We start from the raw sequence: 18,291 nt of genomic DNA, 5'->3' as shown, positions 1-18,291 counted from the left end.
TATGGGACAAGAATATCGGCATAAGAATACATCAGTCACTCTAATTAATTATCATTTTGTTTGGTGTCCTAGACGACGCAGAAAAGTACTTAGAGGATTAATCGAACAGCGACTAAAAGCTTTAATACACGAAGCTTGTAAAGATGCCGACCTAATCGTAGTGGCATTAGAAGTGATGCCCGACCACGTTCATGCTTTTTTAAATTGTCCACCAACTATTTCTCCGAATCAAGTGATGCACAAAGTTAAAGACTATACTTCTAGATATTTGAGACAAGAATTTACCGAGCTACTAAAAATGCCTTCGATGTGGACTAGAAGCTATTTCTGTTCGACGGCTAGAAACGTTTCAGCTGCTACGGTTGAAAGATATATTGCTCAACAAAAAACTCGCGGATGATTCATCCCACGCATAAATGACGCTTCGCTCGTGGGCTTTCCTTTTCTGTAAAATGGATGGACAAAGCTGTAATTAGACCCATCCATTACTCTTATAACTAGCTCGATCTAAACAGCATTTAAAAAATAGTCAATCGATTTGAACCTAAAGCAAATTTAATTTGGTGCAACAGGCAAGGTTCTGCCCTCCACGCGATCGAGATAAGGCAGCACTTCATCAGTGTAGTCAATCGGCAACACAGCGCAGACATTTTCGTGGGGACGAGGAATAATTACCCAAGACTCTAAAGTCGCTCCTTCGGCTTTTTTTACAGCCTCAATTCCCGCAGCCATAGCTGTCTTGACTTCTGAAACATCACCACGAATATTAACGTTAAAGCGCGCACTACCAACGCGAATATAACCGACTAAGGTTACTCGCCCAGATTTTACCATAGCATCGGCTGCTGCTAAGATGCCAGGGAATCCTTTTGTTTCGAGCGACCCCACGGCAGATTGAGATGGCATAAATTTGCTCCTAAAAATTATTATTTACAAATAGAATTTAGTACGGCTAAATTACATTTACGAGTACTAATTTTAACTGACGCGCGGTAATTGTTGAATAAATTCAACTCTTGATAAACGATAAGCTAGAAGCGAAATTGCTCTACTTCTTCGGTATAAGCAATGGGCAAGACCGTAACCACATTTTCAGGAGGATTAGGAACAGTATAGTGTGTTGTTACCTCTCCACCAAAAGTATTTTCCGCTGCCTTTAATCCCGCTTCCATCGACGCTCTTACTTCAGAAATTGGACCGCGAATCGCAATGACAAAAGTACCGCTTTCTCCCTTGTCAAAATAAACTAGAGTGACGCGACCAGCTTTTAACATCGCATCAGAAGCAGCTAAAACAGCAGGAAAACCTAAAGTTTGGATTACGCCTACCGCGTGTTGTTGAGACATAAACTTTTTGCTTCAAAATTTGAATAATTAAGACATATTTTCTGAAATAAACTTACACCAGTTTTACAAGGGGCTGTCCTTGATAAGCCCTGTGGTGGAGTAATCTTCATCTAAACCACTATATCTTGATTGCGCTCGGTTCGGATCTAGTAGCGATAATGCGATCGCAACCTGAATTTGGTTTTGCCCACTGGTATTGATGATCTCGTGGATCGCCCCAACACAAGCCAAGGTATATCTCAGTAAGGGCTGCATCAATTTCTGCCCACTCGGTTTGGATGACTAATTTCTGAAGATATTCTGGTGAAATTGGTTGATGATGATTACCGTGACGGTTAGTTCGATTATTGACTAGCCAAAAATTCATTTTAGAAGTGACTCGATTCCAAAAATTTAAAATCTTGGAACGGGCAGAAATGAGAATTTCTTTATCACCCTGGACAGGAATCAATTGATTATGAATTTCAGGATAGGTAATACTTTGCTCGTTAAAAGTACAGGTGCGCCAAATAATGCCCGATACTTCATGTTGCTGTTGGTATTCATGGATTTGATGGCGAAAATCGCGATAGGCAAAGACTTTGTTGACCTGATCCATATTCAGGGCTTTTGCCATCACAGGATCGTTAATTCTTTGCGCTGAAGATAGGACAACACGCTTTCCTTTCCAATTTTCTTTTAGCTCAAAGTCTAATATTTTGATTAGTTCGTCGGTGGTATATGTCATTAATCCAATGCGACTAAGCCTGCTCTTATTTGCATTGTATCTCTGCTCATAGATAAGCAAGTTAATAAAACAGATCGACTTGGTTTTTAATTAAGATCGATGCTGAATAAGGTAACATGGGTAACAAAAATACGTATGATAATTAAAGCAAGCACTAGTTGGTAAGGCTTATGTCTTCAGAAAATATCGAGATTTGCCCAGTTTGTCAGGTTAAGATTAAAAACGATCGCCAAGTAATATTTAGCGCGGGCAAACCAGGCGATCGCACTAAACTTTGGGCGCGGGTATGTCAATACGTTGCCGATAAGCAAGACGGCTGTATTAATCAGGATTCAGCTAAAATCTCCCCGATTAAACCAACTGATAGTTATAAACCCGTTACGTTTGAACAAAAAGAGCAGTAAGGTCAACAGTTACAGCAGTTTTTGATTGGGTAGACCAGATTGATTTGTCTGAGTAATAAGTCTATCGCGGGTAAGCGGAGCAAATAATAAGTTCACTCAACTGAAATTCGCTGTAACAGTCAAGAACTTTTGATTTAGCAACGCTTAGAGATTACCGTCAGCAATTTATGGTTTTATTGCTGGGTTATGTTCAACTCAGGAATAATTTATAAGAGGGATTAGAGCTTTCATCCCAATAACGATAACCCATCGAGTTAAGAAACTTTTGCCATTGGGTCATTTCATCAGGAGGAACCTGCATTCCTACGGCAATGCGTCCATAGTCTGCACCATTATTGCGATAGTGAAATAGACTAATGTTCCAGTTGGGACTCATACAGCTGAGAAACTTCATTAATGCCCCTGGACGTTCGGGAAATTCAAAACGATACAGTAGCTCATTTTCTGATAGAGGCGATCGCCCTCCTACCATATGACGCAGGTGCATCTTAGCCAGTTCGTCATCAGTTAGATCGATAGTTTCAAATCCTTGCTCCTCAAAAGTAGTTACTATCGAAGCAGCATCAGCGCGATTTTGAATTTGGATGCCGACAAAAATATAAGCTTTGTGATCATCAGAAATACGATAGTTAAACTCAGTCAGATTACGCTTACCAATACACTCACAGAACTTACGAAAACTGCCCCTCTCTTCGGGAATAGTCACCGCAAAGATTGCCTCGCGACGTTCACCAAATTCCGCCCTTTCCGAGACAAACCGCAAACGATCGAAGTTCATATTTGCACCACAGGCGATCGCTACTAAAGTTTCTCCTGTAATATTTTCCCGTTCTACATAGGCTTTAGCTCCAGCGATCGCTAATGCGCCAGCGGGTTCTAAAATAGAGCGTGTGTCTTGAAATACATCTTTAATTGCAGCACAGGTGTCATCCGTATCCACTAAGATAATTTCATCTACATAATCTTGACAAAGACGGAATGTTTCCTCCCCCACTTCTCGTACCGCCACGCCATCGGCAAACAAACCCACTCTGGGTAAACAAACTCGATATCCTGCTTTCATCGAGCGATACATTGCATCAGCATCCACGGGTTCTACCCCAATAATCTTAATTTCTGGGCGTAAACGCTTGATATATGCCGAAATTCCCGCAATTAACCCACCACCACCAATTGCCACAAAAATCGCGTGTATTGGCTGCTGGTATTGCCGTAAAATTTCCATGCCGATTGTTCCCTGCCCCGCAATCACATCAGGATCGTCAAAGGGATGGATAAAAGTCAAATTTTTTTGTTGACATAGTTGTCGAGCATAGGCGCAAGCATCATCATAAGTATCACCCCGCAAAACTACAGTTGCGTTACGAGCGTTTACCGCATCTATCTTTACCTGGGGAGTAGTTACGGGCATGACAATAAATGCCGTTGTTTTTAAATATTGAGCAGCTAGAGCCACACCTTGAGCATGGTTTCCCGCAGAGGCTGCAATCACTCCCTGTTGCAGAACATCAGGCGGCAGTTGCGCCATTTTGTTATACGCACCCCGTAGTTTAAAGGAGAATACCGACTGCATATCTTCTCGTTTTAATAGCAGCTGGTTATTTAGTCTGGCTGATAAAATAGACGCATATTCCAAAGGCGATTCTTGAGCAACATCATAAACACGAGCGTTGAGAATCCTCTCCAAGTAGTCGGATTTCATGGGCGGGAGGCTATGTAAAGATAATTTTAGATCTTATCAAATATCGATCTTGAATTCTCGATCGGGTTCTAAATTCAAAACCACTGCTAATTTATCAGGCGTTGATTTTAGTAAGAAATAATTTAAAGTTGCGATCGCAAAGCCCTAAAGGATATGCGGAGCGGTATGCTTTAGCATTAGCGCCTGGAGCCGCGTCCGTGGGCTGCGCCCAATCGCAATTTCTCCAACCTACTAATCTTACGATCGGCATACAAATCGCTATTTTATGATAACTTTGAAAAACCGTTTTAACTCTTGACTTTTGACTTCGATCTTTGCGACTCTGCAATAATATTCTCCAATAAACCATAAGTCATGACCTTAACCGTATACAATACCCTCACCCGTAGTAAATCAGCGTTTCAGACCATTGAAGAGAATAAGGTGCGAATGTATTGCTGTGGCATCACTGTCTATGACTATTGCCACCTTGGTCATGCGAGGACTTGTTTAGTTTGGGATGTGGTGCGTCGTTATTTACAGTGGAGTGGCTACGCAGTAAATTATGTTCAGAACTTTACCGATATTGACGATAAAATTCTCAACCGCGCTAGGCAAGAAGGAACATCAATGGAGGCGGTTGCCGAGAAGTATATCGCTGCTTATTTTGAAGATATGGCTAGGTTGGGAGTAGGTCAAGCAGATGCCTATCCCCGCGCTACACATACTCTAGATGGAATTAAGCGTCTGGTTTATGAATTAGAACAAAAAGGTTTTGCTTACCCTACGCAGGGGGATGTTTACTATGCGGTGCAAAAGTTTCCTGAATACGGCAAATTGTCGGGCAGGAAACTTGATGATATGCAGGCGGGTGCTAGCGGTAGAGTCGGTGTAGAAGATTCCGAGGGTAGTAAAAAACAGTATCCCTTTGATTTTGCCCTTTGGAAAGCAGCCAAAGCAGGTGAACCAGCCTGGGAGTCTCCTTGGGGTAATGGTCGTCCTGGCTGGCATATAGAATGTTCGGCAATGGTGCGAGAAATGTTAGGGGAAACAATCGATCTTCATGTTGGTGGTGGAGATTTAACTTTTCCGCATCATGAAAATGAGATTGCTCAATCTGAGGCGGTAACAGGTAAACCCTTAGCTAATTACTGGCTGCATAACGGTATGATTATTGTAGAAGGGAAAAAGATGTCTAAGTCTTTAGGCAACTTTATTACCATCCGCGAGTTGCTCGATAAATACGATCCGATGGCGGTGCGGTTGTTTATTCTCCAAGCTCAATATCGCAAGCCTGTAGATTTTACCGAAGAAGCACTAACTACCGCTACCAGTAGTTGGGAAACTTTAAAAGAAGGTTTATTATTTGGTCATCAGTATGGCAAACAGTTAGGTTTTACTCATGCTGATTTGCAGGATGAAGTATTAGTAAGCAGGTTTAAATTAGCCGTAGACGATGACTTTAACTTTGCCGGTGGTTTGGCTGTTCTGTTTGAGATTGCTAAAAACCTGAGCAAGGAAGGTAATATTTTGGTTCATCAAGGGACGATCAAAACTGATGCTCAACAATTAGCGCAACAGTGGCAAACTTTGACTACATTAGCCGCAATTCTAGGCTTTGAAGCTAAGACAGAAAAAGCTAGTAGTGATGCAGAAGAATTAAAGGACTCGGAAATTGAAGCCTTGGTGCAGCAGCGCAACGAAGCTAGAAAAAATAAAAATTATACCCAAAGCGATCGCATTCGGGACGAATTACAAGCCCGAGGTATTAGCTTAATTGATAAACCTGGAAGAGTAACAATTTGGAATCGCGATTAAAGCGCATTGGCTCTTTAAATGTTCGATAATTAAATTTTTAAGTATTTTTCTGGGCTACAAAGGCTCTGAATTTGAATAATATTGCCTGCTAGCTTCTGTTATTGAAATGTTGGAGCGCAAACACCTTAAACGCTAATATGAATATTAATAGCTCTTTGAGCAGATAACTTTTTTGGCTTTAGTGGATATTTAACTTCTAAGCTAAATGTTAACTGGTTACATTAGCAGAAATGCTAGATTATAAAGTATAAATGCCTAGACAAAGCCTAAAATTAGAGAAATAATTATTCAACAATTACCATACATTTTGGTAATTGTTGAATTTCTGAGACTAATAGGGCGTGTAAGTAGCTACCGCAGCTAAATAACCTGGCATGGTATAACATAATCCTGATATTGAAAATAAGAGGACTAATATGAGCGATATACAAGAACAAATACAAAGAGAAAGAGAGGCTGCAAGACAAGTTTGTAGTACCGAAGGCGACACTTCGGGAGAATGCGCTGCTGCTTGGGATACAGTAGAAGAATTATCTGCTGAAGCATCCCATCGAAAACAAAAAGCTCCTAAGAAAAATTCTTTTGAGCAATATTGCGAAGATAACCCTGATGCTTTAGAATGTCGAGTCTACGAAGACTAGCATTATCTATGTGTAAATGGACTTAAAATCGAAATTCGACGACGCTATCCACATCCGTCAACAACGTTCGATCGACAACGTTTTAAATGGCGTATGTGCTGTCTTATAAGTTTATTTACCGGTAGTTTAAGTTTAAACGCCCCACGGCATTCTGCGGTTAGATAATTATCATTAATACACAAGTGAGAATATATATATGTCCTCACTGTGGAATGCGGTCAACGTTACATCGTTATTTTCTGACGATGCTTGCGTTGATCTTTATTTTTGGCTAGAAAAATATAACTAACTGCAATACACAAAAATTCTTTAACGCTTCAGGCGTTGACTTAGAACAATTGTTAATGCACTCTTAAAAAGCAATCTAAGGCTGTTCAATCTCAAACACGGAAATAGTAGACATCAATTTCGCTAACACAATAAATAATGGATATTTGGTTTAGACCTTTGGTATGGATGGACTATCGTTTAGGAGTACTGGTGGCGGTAATTATCCCTTTAGTGCTTTTGATTTGGGCTTTATTCCAAAAACAAGAAGCCATGCAAAAATTATTAATCATCTATTGGCGGGTTGCCAGCTTGTTGTTAATTACGGTCTATTTATTAATCCCTGAGTGGAAGATTGGATTTATCACTAGCTTGGCGGCGCGCATTTTAATCCCAATTTCTCTCTGGTTTTGGGTAGATTTAAATGAAGAAATTAGAGATATACCCCAGAGTATTTTAAAGCTGGTATTTACCTCTTGGCGTTGGGCGATGACAGGTTATTGTGTTTTAGGGGCGATCGCCAAAGCTATTTTTCTCCCCTGCGGTTTATCCAGCAGCACTGTAGAGACTGCTTTTTGCCAAGTGTGGTTAGAAGCACCTCAAGCTTATCGTAATTTCTTCCACAACGAGTCAGGAAATGAGGGCTTTTTAGGCTTTATGGGATCAGTTGGCTTAGTAATATATATAATTTATTTAGCTTATTTCGTACTGATTCGTCTTGGTAAGCAAGGACGTTCTGCGCTAGAACAATAATCAAATTAATCTTTAGCTATAGGCTATAAGTTATAAGCTATCAAAAATATGTCTGAATCAATTGGTCTGCGTCTGGAGCAATATACCCTCAAACGTAAACAGGAATTATTGATGGTTCATCTTGAAACTGCTTCTGGTGAACCTGATATCGTCATGATTTATGCTGGCTTTTCTAGTTCTTTAATGAGAGCTACTGCCTTCGATCCTGATGTCCCTGTAATTGCAGCCGATTCCCATATTATTTCACTCGATCGCCTTGCTAGTCCTTATAATCCTAGCGAGCCAAAAATTATTGAATCTGGTTTAAGTTTAGCCGCAATGATCGATCTTTTAGCGAAGATGAATCTCTGAAGCATAAGCACATATACCCAAAATTTAAGTTATTTACCCAAAATTTAACTTTATGGCTTAATTTTATGGTGTAGATGTTGTGAAATTAAAGCAGGTAGTACAATATTGCCTAATTATCAAACATTCTATTGTTAAACAAAAATTAAAAACACTAGAAAAATTAGCTTAAATAAAACTTAGGAGTATATCGATGTGAGCAGTTTAGCAAAAACCTTGTTAGATGCGAGTCAATTACCCACAACTCCTTTATTCGGAACAGATGGAATTAGGGGCAAAGCAGGAGACATTTTAAATGCAGCTTTTACTCTCCAGTTGGGCTATTGGGCAGGAAAAGTTCTGGCAGAGGCAGCAGAAAATAAAGGACCAATTATTATTGGACAGGATTCTCGCAATTCTAGCGATATGCTATCTTGTGCGATCGCAACAGGATTAACTTCAGCAGGGCTAGAAGTCTGGCATTTAGGTTTATGTCCTACTCCTTGTGTTGCCAGCTTAACTAGCGCAACTGAAGCAGTTGGTGGCATTATGATTTCTGCAAGTCACAACCCTCCACAAGACAATGGAATCAAATTTTTTGGCAGAAAAGGAACTAAGCTAGCTGATTCTTTAACTCAGAAAATAGAGGCACATCTGAGAAACAACGATGTGCAGGATGAACTAGATCGAGCTTGGGGCAAGCATTATCATCGCCCAGAATTGGTCAAGCAATACGTTCAATTTCTCAAAGCATCCCTACCTCAAAACACCAGCTTTGCAGGAATGCGAATTGTTTTAGATTTAGCCTGGGGAGCATCAGTACAGGTTGCTCCTGCTATTTTTCAGCAGTTGGGGGCAGAAGTAATCAGCCTGAATCAGTCAGCCAATGGCGATCGCATTAACGTTAACTGTGGTTCAACTCATCTAGAACCATTAAAGCAAGGAGTCAAAGAATACCAGGCAGATCTGGGATTTGCCTTTGATGGTGATGCCGATCGAGTCATGGCAGTAGATAGTCAAGGTAGAGTCATTGATGGCGACTATATTCTCTATCTTTGGGGCGAACTATTAAGACAGAAACAACAGCTTCCAGATGATTTAATTGTGGCGACGGTAATGGCAAATTTAGGCTTTGAGCGTGCTTGGCAAGCTATAGGTGGCAAAATGCAGCGCACCCAAGTTGGCGATCGCTATGTGCAGGCTGCGATGTGGAGTACAGGAGCTATGTTAGGCGGAGAACAGTCTGGACATATTCTCTGTCATCATCATGGAGTTTCGGGCGACGGGATTCAAACCGCATTACATTTGACTTCTTTAGTGTGTCAATCAGAAACTTCTTTAACCGAATTAGTAGATAACAGTTTCCAAACCTATCCGCAAATTTTGCGTAATGTAAGAGTTGAAGATCGAGAACGTCGCAGCAAATGGCACGAATGTGAACCGTTGCAGCAGGCGATCGCTCAAGCGGAAGCAGCAATGGGAGAACAAGGACGTATTTTAGTTCGTGCTTCGGGAACAGAACCCCTAATTCGCGTAATGGTAGAAGCCGCAGATCGTCAATTGACTAACTATTGGACAGATAAGCTAGTTCAGGTTGTAGAACAAAATTTGGCAGCATAGTGAGGTTAGAAGTCAGAAGTCACATTGTGCTAAAGCATACACCTTCGGATATCCTGCGGGAAGAGGAAAAGTCAGAAGTCAGAAATAAATTGTTTGACTCAATTTACTAGTCGATCTTGGATTGAGATGGGTTAATGGCGGAGTAAATAGCTGAATAGTCTAAATCTGCTAAACCCATGGCGATCGCCTGTTCGATAATTTGCTTGATTCCCGCTAAACTACTGGTATTTAAATCTAACTCTGCTGCTTGGTTGAGAAACAGATTAGTGTCTTTTAAGAGGTGTTTGGTAGGGAAATTCGGATTAGCAAAATTGCGATCGCGCATTCGCTCCAGCTTTTTATCAAACGTAGGGGCATATAAAGCACTCTGCCGTACCACTGACATAAACTGTTCTATATCTACTCCTTGCTTTTGAGCAAAACTAAGGCTTAGGGCAAAAGTACTAGTCAAACCGACGATTAATTGATTAAGAGCAAGTTTCATCGCTGCTGCTGTACCTACTTCCCCAACGTATATCGGCTCAAGGCTATAGCATTTGAGTAGTTCACAATATCGATCGAACTGTGCTTTAGTACTGGCTACCATGACAATCAACTCCCCTGTTTTTACCTGGGGAATACTGCCTAATACAGGCGCTTCTAAATATTCTCCCCCTGCTTCAGATACCGCATCGCGAATTGACAGACTTTCTGTCGGGGAGATCGTCCCCATTTGAATTATGGTACGGTTGGCTAAATGACTTTTGGCTGCCTCAGACAATAGAGATTCTGCGATCGCTGCTGCATCGCTCAACATCAAAATTACACACTCTGTTTGCTGAATAACTTCACTTACTGAGTCGGCAAGTTTTGCCCCAGCGTCTTCTAAAGGCTGTAATTTAGACTTAGTACGGTTATAAACAGTTACACTGTGGTTGGCTGATAGCAATCGCAAAGCCATTGGCTGTCCCATCAAACCAGTTCCCAAAAACCCGATTTTCATTAGTTTTCTTGTCTAGCTTCATTATCAACTTACAACAATTTATCAACAACTCTTAATGAGAGTTGTTTAGTTTTGCTCAATAAGCGATCGCTTTTCCCGCAGGTTTACGAATATCATTAACACCTACGATTGTTCCGTCAGGATTGACTAAAATCGACTCTGCTGCCCCCCATTGCATAAATGGTACGATTTCATATCCCCTGAGTTTTAAGCCCCTAAAAGTTTCAGCATTAATTGCCTCAGGTTCGCTGACTACCCGATTGGGTATACCTTGGTAATGTAAACGGGGAGTATTGACAGCATCACTGAGATTCATGCCGTAATCGATCGCATTAATAATTATCTGCAATACGGTAGTGGGTATGGTTGAACCTCCTGGACTTCCTGTAACTAGATAAACTTGCCCATCATGGGTAACTATAGTCGGTGACATGGAACTAAGAGGACGTTTCCCTGGTTCAATTAGATTAGCTTCTCCCTGTCGTAACCCAAACTGATTTACTTCACCCAACTTGGTAGTAAAGTCATCCATTTCATTGTTGAGCAAAAATCCTGTTTCTGGAGCAATTACGCCTGCACCAAAATAAGAATTAATTGTATAAGTAACAGCTACGGCATTACCTTCTTTGTCTACTACCGAGTAATGAGTAGTGTTTGTTCCTTCAGCTTGAACATCTGTTGAATATACAGATTCAGGGGGAATAGCTGCAAACGCAATTTTGTCTCTCAAGGTAGCAGCATATTCAGGAGATAGTAATTTATCTACTGGGTTATCGACAAAATGAGGATCGCCCAAGTAACGATTGCGATCGCCAAAAGCGAATAACATTGAAGAAAATATCGGGTGTAAACTTTGAGGAGTTTTCCAGCCCAATTCTGTTAAATTGTAGCCAGACAAAATATTTAACATCTGACAAACCGTAGTACCACCACCAGGAGGCGGGGCAGAAATTACCTGATATCCTCGATAATCACAGCTAACAGGTTCGTACTCAGTCACTTGATAGTTAGCAAAATCTTCTAAACTTAGAATGCCATGGTTGTCTTCGCTAGCAGCAACTATTTTTTTGGCTATCTCTCCCTGATAGAAAGCATTCTCATCTTCAGCAATTAAACTAAGAGTGTTAGCCAACTCTGGCTGAATTAAAGTGTCTCCAGCTTGATAAGTCTTGTTGTCTTGTAAAAAGATTGACGCAACATTAGGTTGTAATAATCTCTTTTTACCTGCCTGAAATATATCTATATCTCCTGGTTGCAGCTTGAAACCATTGGCAGCCAACGCGACTGCTGGATTAATTACCTGTTTACGCTGCATCGTGCCATATTTATCTAGAGCATAATTTAATCCCTTAACCGTACCTGGAACACCTACGGCTAAATAACCATCTGTGCTTAAATCTTTAATCAAATCACCTGTTTCATCAAGATACATATCAGCAGTAGCCTTACCGGGTGCAGTCTCACGAAAATCGATAAAAGTTTCTGTGCCATTTGCCAAGTGAATCAGCATAAATCCGCCTCCACCAAGATTACCGCAGCAGGGATCGCTTACGGCTAAGGCGTAGCCAACAGCTACCGCAGCATCGATCGCATTCCCTCCATCTTTTAAGATCTCCAACCCAACTGACGAAGCCTCTTTCTGCGTTGAAACTACTACCCCATTTCTACCGACGGCTTGAGTCGCTACAGTCTCGGCATTAACTGAATACCAGCTATCGACTGTCGAATAGATTAAATAAAGATTGTTAATCAAATAGTTACCAACTACAACCAGAAAAACAATGCTGACAGCCAGAAATATAGCTTTTTTAATTTTCATTTATTTCAAGAAGAAGAATACTCTGAACTCTTAACTTTTGACTTAAAAACTATTCCACCAGTAAACAATACCAAAAAATCATACCAACTCCCCCCGCATCACCGTTACCGCCTGTCCTAGAAGCGAAACGCGATCGCCACCATCGTAGTCAATTTTGACCACGCCACCACGCGGCGAAGCCTGATAAGCTAAAAACCGATCTTTTTGTAAGCGATCGCGCCAATAAGGAGCTAGACAACAATGAGCAGCACCCGTAACTGGATCTTCGTCTATGCCTAACCCTGGAGCAAAAAATCTCGAGACAAAATCATATTCTGAATTATCCCCGGCCAAACTAGTGACAATTACGTTTGATATTGGTAGCTGCTTCAGTAAAGTAAAATTAGGCTGTAGCTGTTTTATCTGTTCAACCGAGGCAACTTCGACTAAGTAACCCAAAGAATTATATAAAACAGTCTTCAAAGGTACTCCTAAAGCATCTCTTAGTTTAGTAATTGGCGGTATATCTTGCGACCGATTAGCGGGAAAATCCAATTTAATCCAGTCATCTTCATACTTAGCAGTTAACACGCCACTTTTAGTTTCAAACTTAATCTCTTGACCAGTAGAAGCATAACCTTCTGTCCATAATACGTGCGCGCTAGCTAAAGTTGCATGACCGCACAATGGAACTTCCATAGCTGGAGTAAACCACCGTAGTTTATAGTGCTGCTCTTGTTTGATTAAAAATGCTGTTTCGGAAAGATTCATCTCTTGCGCGATCGACTGCATCCACCAATCATCTTGGGGCGATCGCAAGACACATACAGCAGCAGGATTTCCTTGAAAAGCTTGAGCGGTAAAAGCGTCTACCTGGATTATCTTTTGATTCATAAAATTTTGTCAGATCTAAATCTGAATTAAGTCTGAACAAAATATACAGAAAACTCAAGTAAGTTTTGGTTTGATTAAAGAAAAATTATCTAGCTTTGCGCTGCAATTGCCTAAAGTCCATACAATAGTAGTTAAATAACATCAGCACTTTAAACCATGAAGCCTAATAATCCATCCTACCTAGTCTCATTTTTAGGATTGAGTATTGCTACCACTCCTTTCATTATTAGCATTTTGACTTTATATTTATTAACCGAATTTATGACTGAGCTAGGGAAAGCCAGTGAAGAAATATTTCGTTCAGAGCGTTTGCCTATCCTCAACTTCCCCAACTTTGATGACTAATAATTGCTAATAATCTGGTTCAGCAAAACTCAACTATTGTTATTACACCCACCAAATTACAATTTACATACGCTAAGCAGAGGTTTTTATGAGTTCGGTTGTTCAATCTTCAATAGCAGATCAAACAGAGGTTAACGTAGTCGATACTTCTTATTTGCTGCTGCGTCATCGCCAAAAATTGATAGAAGATCTTTGGGAATCTGTATTACGTTCTGAATGTGGTCAGGAAATGCTCGATCTACTTCAGCAAATGCGCTCTCTTTCTTCTGCTGAAGGACAGGTAACAGATTCATTTCCTCAGTCTTCTGTGCCACAGCTAATTGCAAAGCTAACCCTCAACGATGCTATTCAGGCAGCTAGGGCGTTTGCTCTTTATTTTCAATTAACTAATATTGTTGAACAACACTACGAATCTAGAGAACAAAAACTGGCTCGGCGTGTTACCCGCACTGCTTTATCACCACAGCATTCTAATGGCAATGGTTCAAAACACTCCAATGTTTCTTTGAGCAGCAATAATAACCCGCTAGGGAAGGAGTTAGCTGATAATTGGAGCGAACCCAGTATATCTAGTAGCAACCAAGCAGGGTTGTTTCACTGGCTATTTCCTTATCTTAAGGAAATTAATATGCCACCGCCAATACTACAAAGATTATTAGACCAGTTAGACATTAGGCTGGTCTTTACGGCTCACCCAACGGAGATTGTGCGACACACTATCCGCAAAAAACAGCGTCGTATATCTCACATTCTCGAACAGCTCGACATAGCAGAAGAAGTAATGCGGGAGATCGGAGTATCAGAATCTTGGGAGGCTAAAGAGGCTACTAATCAACTAACGGAAGAGATTAGGCTCTGGTGGCGTACAGATGAACTGCATCAGTTTAAGCCCAAAGTCTTGGATGAGGTAGATTATTCTCTACACTATTTTCAGGAAGTATTGTTTGACGTAATTCCTCAATTGGCTTCTCGTCTTAAACAGTCCTTAGCAGATTCTTTTCCTGGTTTAGTGGCTCCAACCCATAATTTTTGTTATTTCGGCTCTTGGGTCGGTTCAGACCGCGATGGCAATCCTTTTGTAACTTCTCAGGTAACCTGGGAAACAGCTTGTTATCAAAGGAAAATTGTTATTGAAAAATATCTCAGTTCAATCGAGCAACTACGGGAGTTATTAAGCCTTTCATTGCACTGGAGCGATGTTCAGCAAGAATTACTGGATTCTTTGGAGCAAGACCAGCAACGAATGTCTAGTATTTATGAAGAATTAGCAATTCGCTATCGTCAAGAACCCTATCGCCTCAAGCTGGCTTATATTGCTCAAAGATTAAAAAATACCTTGGAACGTAATCGAATTTTAGCTTCGGCGGCTGGAAGACAGGCAATTTCGGAAATCAATACCGATAATATCTATGCCTCAGGAGCTGAATTTGTAGCTGAATTAAAGCTCATGCAGAATAGTTTGGCTGCAACTAGTTTGCAATGTCGTGAGCTAGATAATTTAATTTGTCAGGCAGAAGTATTTGGCTTTAATCTAGTGGAGCTAGATTTTCGACAGGATTCCTCCCGCCATAGTGAAGCGATCGCTGAAATTACCGCCTATCTCCAAGTTCTACCCAAGCCTTACGATGAGCTTTCAGAAGCCGAGAAAACTGCTTGGCTGATTCAAGAATTAAAAACCCGTCGTCCTTTGATTCCTGCGGAAATGCCTTTTTCCGATACGGCTTGCGAGACGATTGAAACCTTTAGGATGTTGCACTTATTGCAGCAAGAATTTGGACGGGGCATTTGTCAGACCTACATTATCAGCATGACTAACTTTGTTAGTGATGTTTTGGAGGTATTATTACTTTCCCAAGAAGCAAGACTATACGATCCAGCTACCTGTCATACATCCGTTAGAATCGTACCTTTGTTCGAGACAGTTGAAGATTTAAAACGCGCTCCAGAAGTGATGCGGGAATTATTTGAACTGCCTCTTTATCGTGCAGCTTTAAAAGGAGGCTATCAGCACGTCGCCACGAATCAACAGAACACTAAAGCTAATCTTAGTTCCGTTCCTCTCAAGCCTAGCGATCTTCAGGAAGTGATGCTGGGTTATTCTGACAGTAACAAAGACTCTGGTTTCCTCAGTAGTAATTGGGAAATCCATAAAGCTCAAAGAGCATTGCAAAAAGTAGCCTCAGAATTTGGCATTTCTTTAAGGATTTTTCATGGTCGTGGTGGCTCTGTCGGTCGTGGTGGTGGCCCTGCTTATTCAGCGATTTTAGCCCAGCCGACGGATACAATTCAGGGGCGAATAAAAATCACCGAGCAAGGAGAAGTATTAGCTTCTAAATATTCTTTGCCCGAGCTGGCTTTATATCATCTCGAAACTATGACCACGGCGGTGATTCAGTCTAGTTTGTTGGGTAGTGGATTTGACCGAGTAGCTCCCTGGAACCAGATTATGGAAGAATTATCAGCGCGATCGCGTACCGTATACCGCTCTTTAATCTATGAGCAGCCAGATTTTGTTGATTTTTTTCATTCGGTTACTCCAGTAGACGTGATTAGTCAGCTACAGATCGGCTCTCGTCCTTCTAAGCGTCCTGGCAAGGGAAACGCTAACAAGAAAAAAGACATGAGCAGTCTTAGGGCAATTCCTTGGGTCTTTAGCTGGACTCAAAGTCGCTTCTTACTACCTGCTTGGTATGGGGTTGGTTCTGCCCTACAGGGATTTTTAGACCAAGAGCCCAGGAAAAATCTCGATCTGCTGCAATATTTTTACGTAAAGTGGCCCTTTTTTAGAGTGGTGATTTCCAAAGTAGAAATGACTTTGGCAAAGGTAGATTTGCAGATAGCCGAACATTATGTCAAAGAGTTGTCTCAACCAGAGGATCTAGAACGGTTTCAAAAGTTGTTTGCCCAAATTTCTGAAGAATACAATTTGACTAAATCTCTAATTCTTAAAATTAACGGTCAGAAAAAACTTCTTGATGGCGCTCTTGAACTACAGCGATCGGTACAGGTGCGCAATGGCACGATTGTTCCTTTAGGGTTTTTACAGGTGGCTTTAATTAAACGGCTGCGTCAGCACGATAAATCTCAGGCGCTACACTTCCGCTTTAGCAAAGAAGAGTTATTAAGAGGTGCGATGCTAACTATCAACGGTATTGCTGCTGGAATGCGTAATACAGGCTGATTTAGCAGCTAGAGAACATACAGGGGCATAACAGGGGCAAACGGCTATTTGCCCCAACTAAAATAATTATTTGTAGACCAACAAAGTGAATTGAAAACAGCTACCTGATTCAGGAGAGCTTTCAACCCAAATTTGACCGTAATGGGCGCAAACTATTTGATAACACATTGCTAAACCTAATCCATAGCCTTCAAAAGCGCGATCGCGCTGTAGGCGGAAGCTATCTTCAAAAATGCGTTCTCTCTTCTCTGGGGGAACTCCTGGTCCCGTATCACAAATGCTGACCTGAACCTTTTGATTTGTACGATGTAGTATAGATAAAGAAATTTTTCCCTGTTTTGGAGTGTATTTAATAGCGTTGTCCAGTAAGTTGCCAACTAGTTGACGGATTAATTCTTCGTCAGCATAAACTAGCGGAATATCTTGAGGAATGTCTTGTTGGAAATTCATCAGTTTCTGCTTTAACCTGGCATCAAACTGACTAATTACTTCTGGGAATAAGGCGTGTAAATCTAGCGCTCTAGGCCTAACTGCTAATTTTGCATTCGCACTTTGAGAATTTTGTAGCAGTCCGCTGATCATGTTATTCATGATGCCGAACTGATTTTTTGCCTGCCGAAACAGTTTTTGTTTGAGAACTTTGAGCTGTTTCGCTTCTAAGCGATCGTTTTGCTCAGATAGTTCAATAGTTTCAACTGCCATTGAAGCTGCTGTTAGAGGTGTCCGTAGATCGTGGGCTAGCATCGCCAAAATTTGATCTTTAAACCGTAGCTGTGCAGCCAATTCTTCTTTTTCTTGTTTCAGGCTGAATATTGCCTCAGATAGTTCAATATCTTTAGCATGATAACTTTCCTGAGCTAATAAAGAATTTGATTCCTCTAGCGCTTTAGCTCTATCTTTGCTTACTCTTAAGTCTTCTTGAGAAGCCTTCCATTTGGGCCACCATTTTTCTAACTGCTTAATTAAATTGCTTCCTGTCAAAGTCTGCCTGGGCGCTGGAGCGATTTTAACTAAAGCAGGAGTAGCAACCAGCTTGAGAAATTCTACTAGGTGAGGCTGTTTTTCGATCTCAACCACATTCAACTCAAAAGAGTAATCTAATTGCAAACTCTTTAAGTAAGCCTGAATTTTTTGAACTTGCTCATCGGAAGAAGAGCGTTTATCTACAAACAATAATAATTGAAGCAATAGTTCCTCAGAATTACTCTGGTCGTAATCAGGATATTGCTTATTGGATTGCAACACTAGATCTAAAAACCCAACAAGTTAGCTAAAAGCTACCTTAACTCTTCAATATAAACAAAATGGCAATTAAATAAACTGCCTTTTAATACTTATTGTGCCAGTAGTAGTAGCTTATTTAGTTTATTAGAAAGTAGCTATCAGCCAGCAATCACAGCCGCTAGAGAAGTTTTCCCCACAACTCAAACTTTCTTATAAGACACTATTAAGATATCATAAAATTTACCCAGATTGCCTCAGTTGCTTAATTTCGGTCAACGTTACA

General features: G+C 40.8%; 17 protein-coding genes. 9 read left to right on the top strand and 8 right to left on the bottom strand.

The annotated features are described in order from the left end of the window. Position 1: 1 nt before the first annotated feature. On the top strand, positions 2-400 hold the full coding sequence (gene tnpA, locus V6C71_25965) for an IS200/IS605 family transposase (GenBank protein ID HEY9771904.1): 399 nt from the start codon (positions 2-4) through the stop codon (positions 398-400). A gap of 155 nt (positions 401-555) precedes the next feature. On the opposite strand, the gene V6C71_25960 is transcribed toward tnpA, so the two are convergent. The 3 genes from V6C71_25960 to V6C71_25950 all read right to left on the bottom strand — a co-directional run bounded on the left by V6C71_25960 (position 556) and on the right by V6C71_25950 (position 2,073). Beyond that, the gene (locus V6C71_25960; GenBank protein HEY9771903.1) at positions 556-906 is read right to left on the bottom strand and encodes a carbon dioxide-concentrating mechanism protein CcmK; all 351 of its coding nucleotides are present in this window, start codon (positions 904-906) and stop codon (positions 556-558) included. Positions 907-1,031: 125 nt separating this feature from the next. Beyond that, a complete protein-coding gene (locus V6C71_25955) occupies positions 1,032-1,346 on the bottom strand; it encodes a carbon dioxide-concentrating mechanism protein CcmK (GenBank protein ID HEY9771902.1) in 315 nt (104 codons plus the stop codon). A 118-nt stretch (positions 1,347-1,464) separates the two neighbouring features. Further along, positions 1,465-2,073 (bottom strand): hypothetical protein, encoded by a 609-nt coding sequence (locus tag V6C71_25950; protein HEY9771901.1) that lies wholly within the window; start codon positions 2,071-2,073, stop codon positions 1,465-1,467. A gap of 170 nt (positions 2,074-2,243) precedes the next feature. Between V6C71_25950 and V6C71_25945 the strand changes: the two genes are divergently transcribed. After that, positions 2,244-2,477, top strand: coding sequence for a hypothetical protein (locus V6C71_25945; GenBank protein ID HEY9771900.1), 234 nt, complete (start codon positions 2,244-2,246; stop codon positions 2,475-2,477). A 190-nt stretch (positions 2,478-2,667) separates the two neighbouring features. Here V6C71_25945 and ilvA read toward each other — a convergent pair whose 3' ends face one another. After that, positions 2,668-4,179, bottom strand: coding sequence for a threonine ammonia-lyase, biosynthetic (gene ilvA / locus V6C71_25940; GenBank protein ID HEY9771899.1), 1,512 nt, complete (start codon positions 4,177-4,179; stop codon positions 2,668-2,670). A gap of 354 nt (positions 4,180-4,533) precedes the next feature. Between ilvA and cysS the strand changes: the two genes are divergently transcribed. From cysS to glmM, 5 genes are all read left to right on the top strand, one after another. Next, entirely contained in the window at positions 4,534-5,976 is a 1,443-nt protein-coding gene (gene cysS, locus V6C71_25935; GenBank protein ID HEY9771898.1) for a cysteine--tRNA ligase, read from the top strand. Between the two features lie 416 nt (positions 5,977-6,392). Beyond that, complete coding sequence (locus V6C71_25930) at positions 6,393-6,617, top strand: Calvin cycle protein CP12 (GenBank protein HEY9771897.1); 225 nt, start codon at positions 6,393-6,395, stop codon at positions 6,615-6,617. Between the two features lie 426 nt (positions 6,618-7,043). After that, positions 7,044-7,637 (top strand): DUF3177 family protein, encoded by a 594-nt coding sequence (locus V6C71_25925; protein HEY9771896.1) that lies wholly within the window; start codon positions 7,044-7,046, stop codon positions 7,635-7,637. Positions 7,638-7,685: 48 nt separating this feature from the next. Next, positions 7,686-7,988, top strand: coding sequence for a hypothetical protein (locus V6C71_25920; GenBank protein ID HEY9771895.1), 303 nt, complete (start codon positions 7,686-7,688; stop codon positions 7,986-7,988). A 192-nt stretch (positions 7,989-8,180) separates the two neighbouring features. Next, on the top strand, positions 8,181-9,584 hold the full coding sequence (glmM, locus tag V6C71_25915; protein HEY9771894.1) for a phosphoglucosamine mutase: 1,404 nt from the start codon (positions 8,181-8,183) through the stop codon (positions 9,582-9,584). Positions 9,585-9,690: 106 nt separating this feature from the next. Here glmM and V6C71_25910 read toward each other — a convergent pair whose 3' ends face one another. The 3 genes from V6C71_25910 to V6C71_25900 form a co-directional block, all read right to left on the bottom strand. After that, positions 9,691-10,566 (bottom strand): NAD(P)-dependent oxidoreductase, encoded by an 876-nt coding sequence (locus V6C71_25910; protein ID HEY9771893.1) that lies wholly within the window; start codon positions 10,564-10,566, stop codon positions 9,691-9,693. A 76-nt stretch (positions 10,567-10,642) separates the two neighbouring features. Then, positions 10,643-12,385, bottom strand: coding sequence for a gamma-glutamyltransferase (ggt, locus tag V6C71_25905; GenBank protein HEY9771892.1), 1,743 nt, complete (start codon positions 12,383-12,385; stop codon positions 10,643-10,645). A gap of 78 nt (positions 12,386-12,463) precedes the next feature. Then, positions 12,464-13,258, bottom strand: a complete 795-nt coding sequence (locus V6C71_25900) for a PhzF family phenazine biosynthesis protein (protein ID HEY9771891.1) — start codon at positions 13,256-13,258, stop codon at positions 12,464-12,466. 156 nt (positions 13,259-13,414) lie between these two features. On the opposite strand from V6C71_25900, the gene V6C71_25895 reads away from it, so the two are divergent. Further along, positions 13,415-13,603, top strand: a complete 189-nt coding sequence (locus V6C71_25895) for a hypothetical protein (protein ID HEY9771890.1) — start codon at positions 13,415-13,417, stop codon at positions 13,601-13,603. An 88-nt stretch (positions 13,604-13,691) separates the two neighbouring features. After that, a complete protein-coding gene (gene ppc / locus V6C71_25890) occupies positions 13,692-16,784 on the top strand; it encodes a phosphoenolpyruvate carboxylase (GenBank protein HEY9771889.1) in 3,093 nt (1,030 codons plus the stop codon). Positions 16,785-16,850: 66 nt separating this feature from the next. On the opposite strand, the gene V6C71_25885 is transcribed toward ppc, so the two are convergent. Beyond that, positions 16,851-18,029 carry a histidine kinase gene (locus tag V6C71_25885; GenBank protein ID HEY9771888.1) on the bottom strand — a complete coding sequence of 393 codons (1,179 nt, stop codon included), beginning with the start codon at positions 18,027-18,029 and terminating at the stop codon, positions 16,851-16,853. Positions 18,030-18,291: the final 262 nt, after the last annotated feature.

It is taken from the genome of Coleofasciculaceae cyanobacterium (assembly GCA_036703275.1).
GTDB lineage: Bacteria > Cyanobacteriota > Cyanobacteriia > Cyanobacteriales > Xenococcaceae > Waterburya.
This window is presented reverse-complemented; position numbering and strand designations above follow the sequence as displayed.

Bases quoted from the DNA above. Each gene is read 5' to 3' on its own strand.
- tnpA (HEY9771904.1), top strand. From the start codon at position 2: ATGGGACAAGAATATCGGCATAAGAATACATCAGTCACTCTAATTAAT.
- V6C71_25960 (HEY9771903.1), bottom strand. From the start codon at position 906: ATGCCATCTCAATCTGCCGTGGGGTCGCTCGAAACAAAAGGATTCCCT.
- V6C71_25955 (HEY9771902.1), bottom strand. From the start codon at position 1,346: ATGTCTCAACAACACGCGGTAGGCGTAATCCAAACTTTAGGTTTTCCT.
- V6C71_25950 (HEY9771901.1), bottom strand. From the start codon at position 2,073: ATGACATATACCACCGACGAACTAATCAAAATATTAGACTTTGAGCTA.
- V6C71_25945 (HEY9771900.1), top strand. From the start codon at position 2,244: ATGTCTTCAGAAAATATCGAGATTTGCCCAGTTTGTCAGGTTAAGATT.
- ilvA (HEY9771899.1), bottom strand. From the start codon at position 4,179: ATGAAATCCGACTACTTGGAGAGGATTCTCAACGCTCGTGTTTATGAT.
- cysS (HEY9771898.1), top strand. From the start codon at position 4,534: ATGACCTTAACCGTATACAATACCCTCACCCGTAGTAAATCAGCGTTT.
- V6C71_25930 (HEY9771897.1), top strand. From the start codon at position 6,393: ATGAGCGATATACAAGAACAAATACAAAGAGAAAGAGAGGCTGCAAGA.
- V6C71_25925 (HEY9771896.1), top strand. From the start codon at position 7,044: ATGGATATTTGGTTTAGACCTTTGGTATGGATGGACTATCGTTTAGGA.
- V6C71_25920 (HEY9771895.1), top strand. From the start codon at position 7,686: ATGTCTGAATCAATTGGTCTGCGTCTGGAGCAATATACCCTCAAACGT.
- V6C71_25910 (HEY9771893.1), bottom strand. From the start codon at position 10,566: ATGAAAATCGGGTTTTTGGGAACTGGTTTGATGGGACAGCCAATGGCT.
- ggt (HEY9771892.1), bottom strand. From the start codon at position 12,385: ATGAAAATTAAAAAAGCTATATTTCTGGCTGTCAGCATTGTTTTTCTG.
- V6C71_25900 (HEY9771891.1), bottom strand. From the start codon at position 13,258: ATGAATCAAAAGATAATCCAGGTAGACGCTTTTACCGCTCAAGCTTTT.
- V6C71_25895 (HEY9771890.1), top strand. From the start codon at position 13,415: ATGAAGCCTAATAATCCATCCTACCTAGTCTCATTTTTAGGATTGAGT.
- ppc (HEY9771889.1), top strand. From the start codon at position 13,692: ATGAGTTCGGTTGTTCAATCTTCAATAGCAGATCAAACAGAGGTTAAC.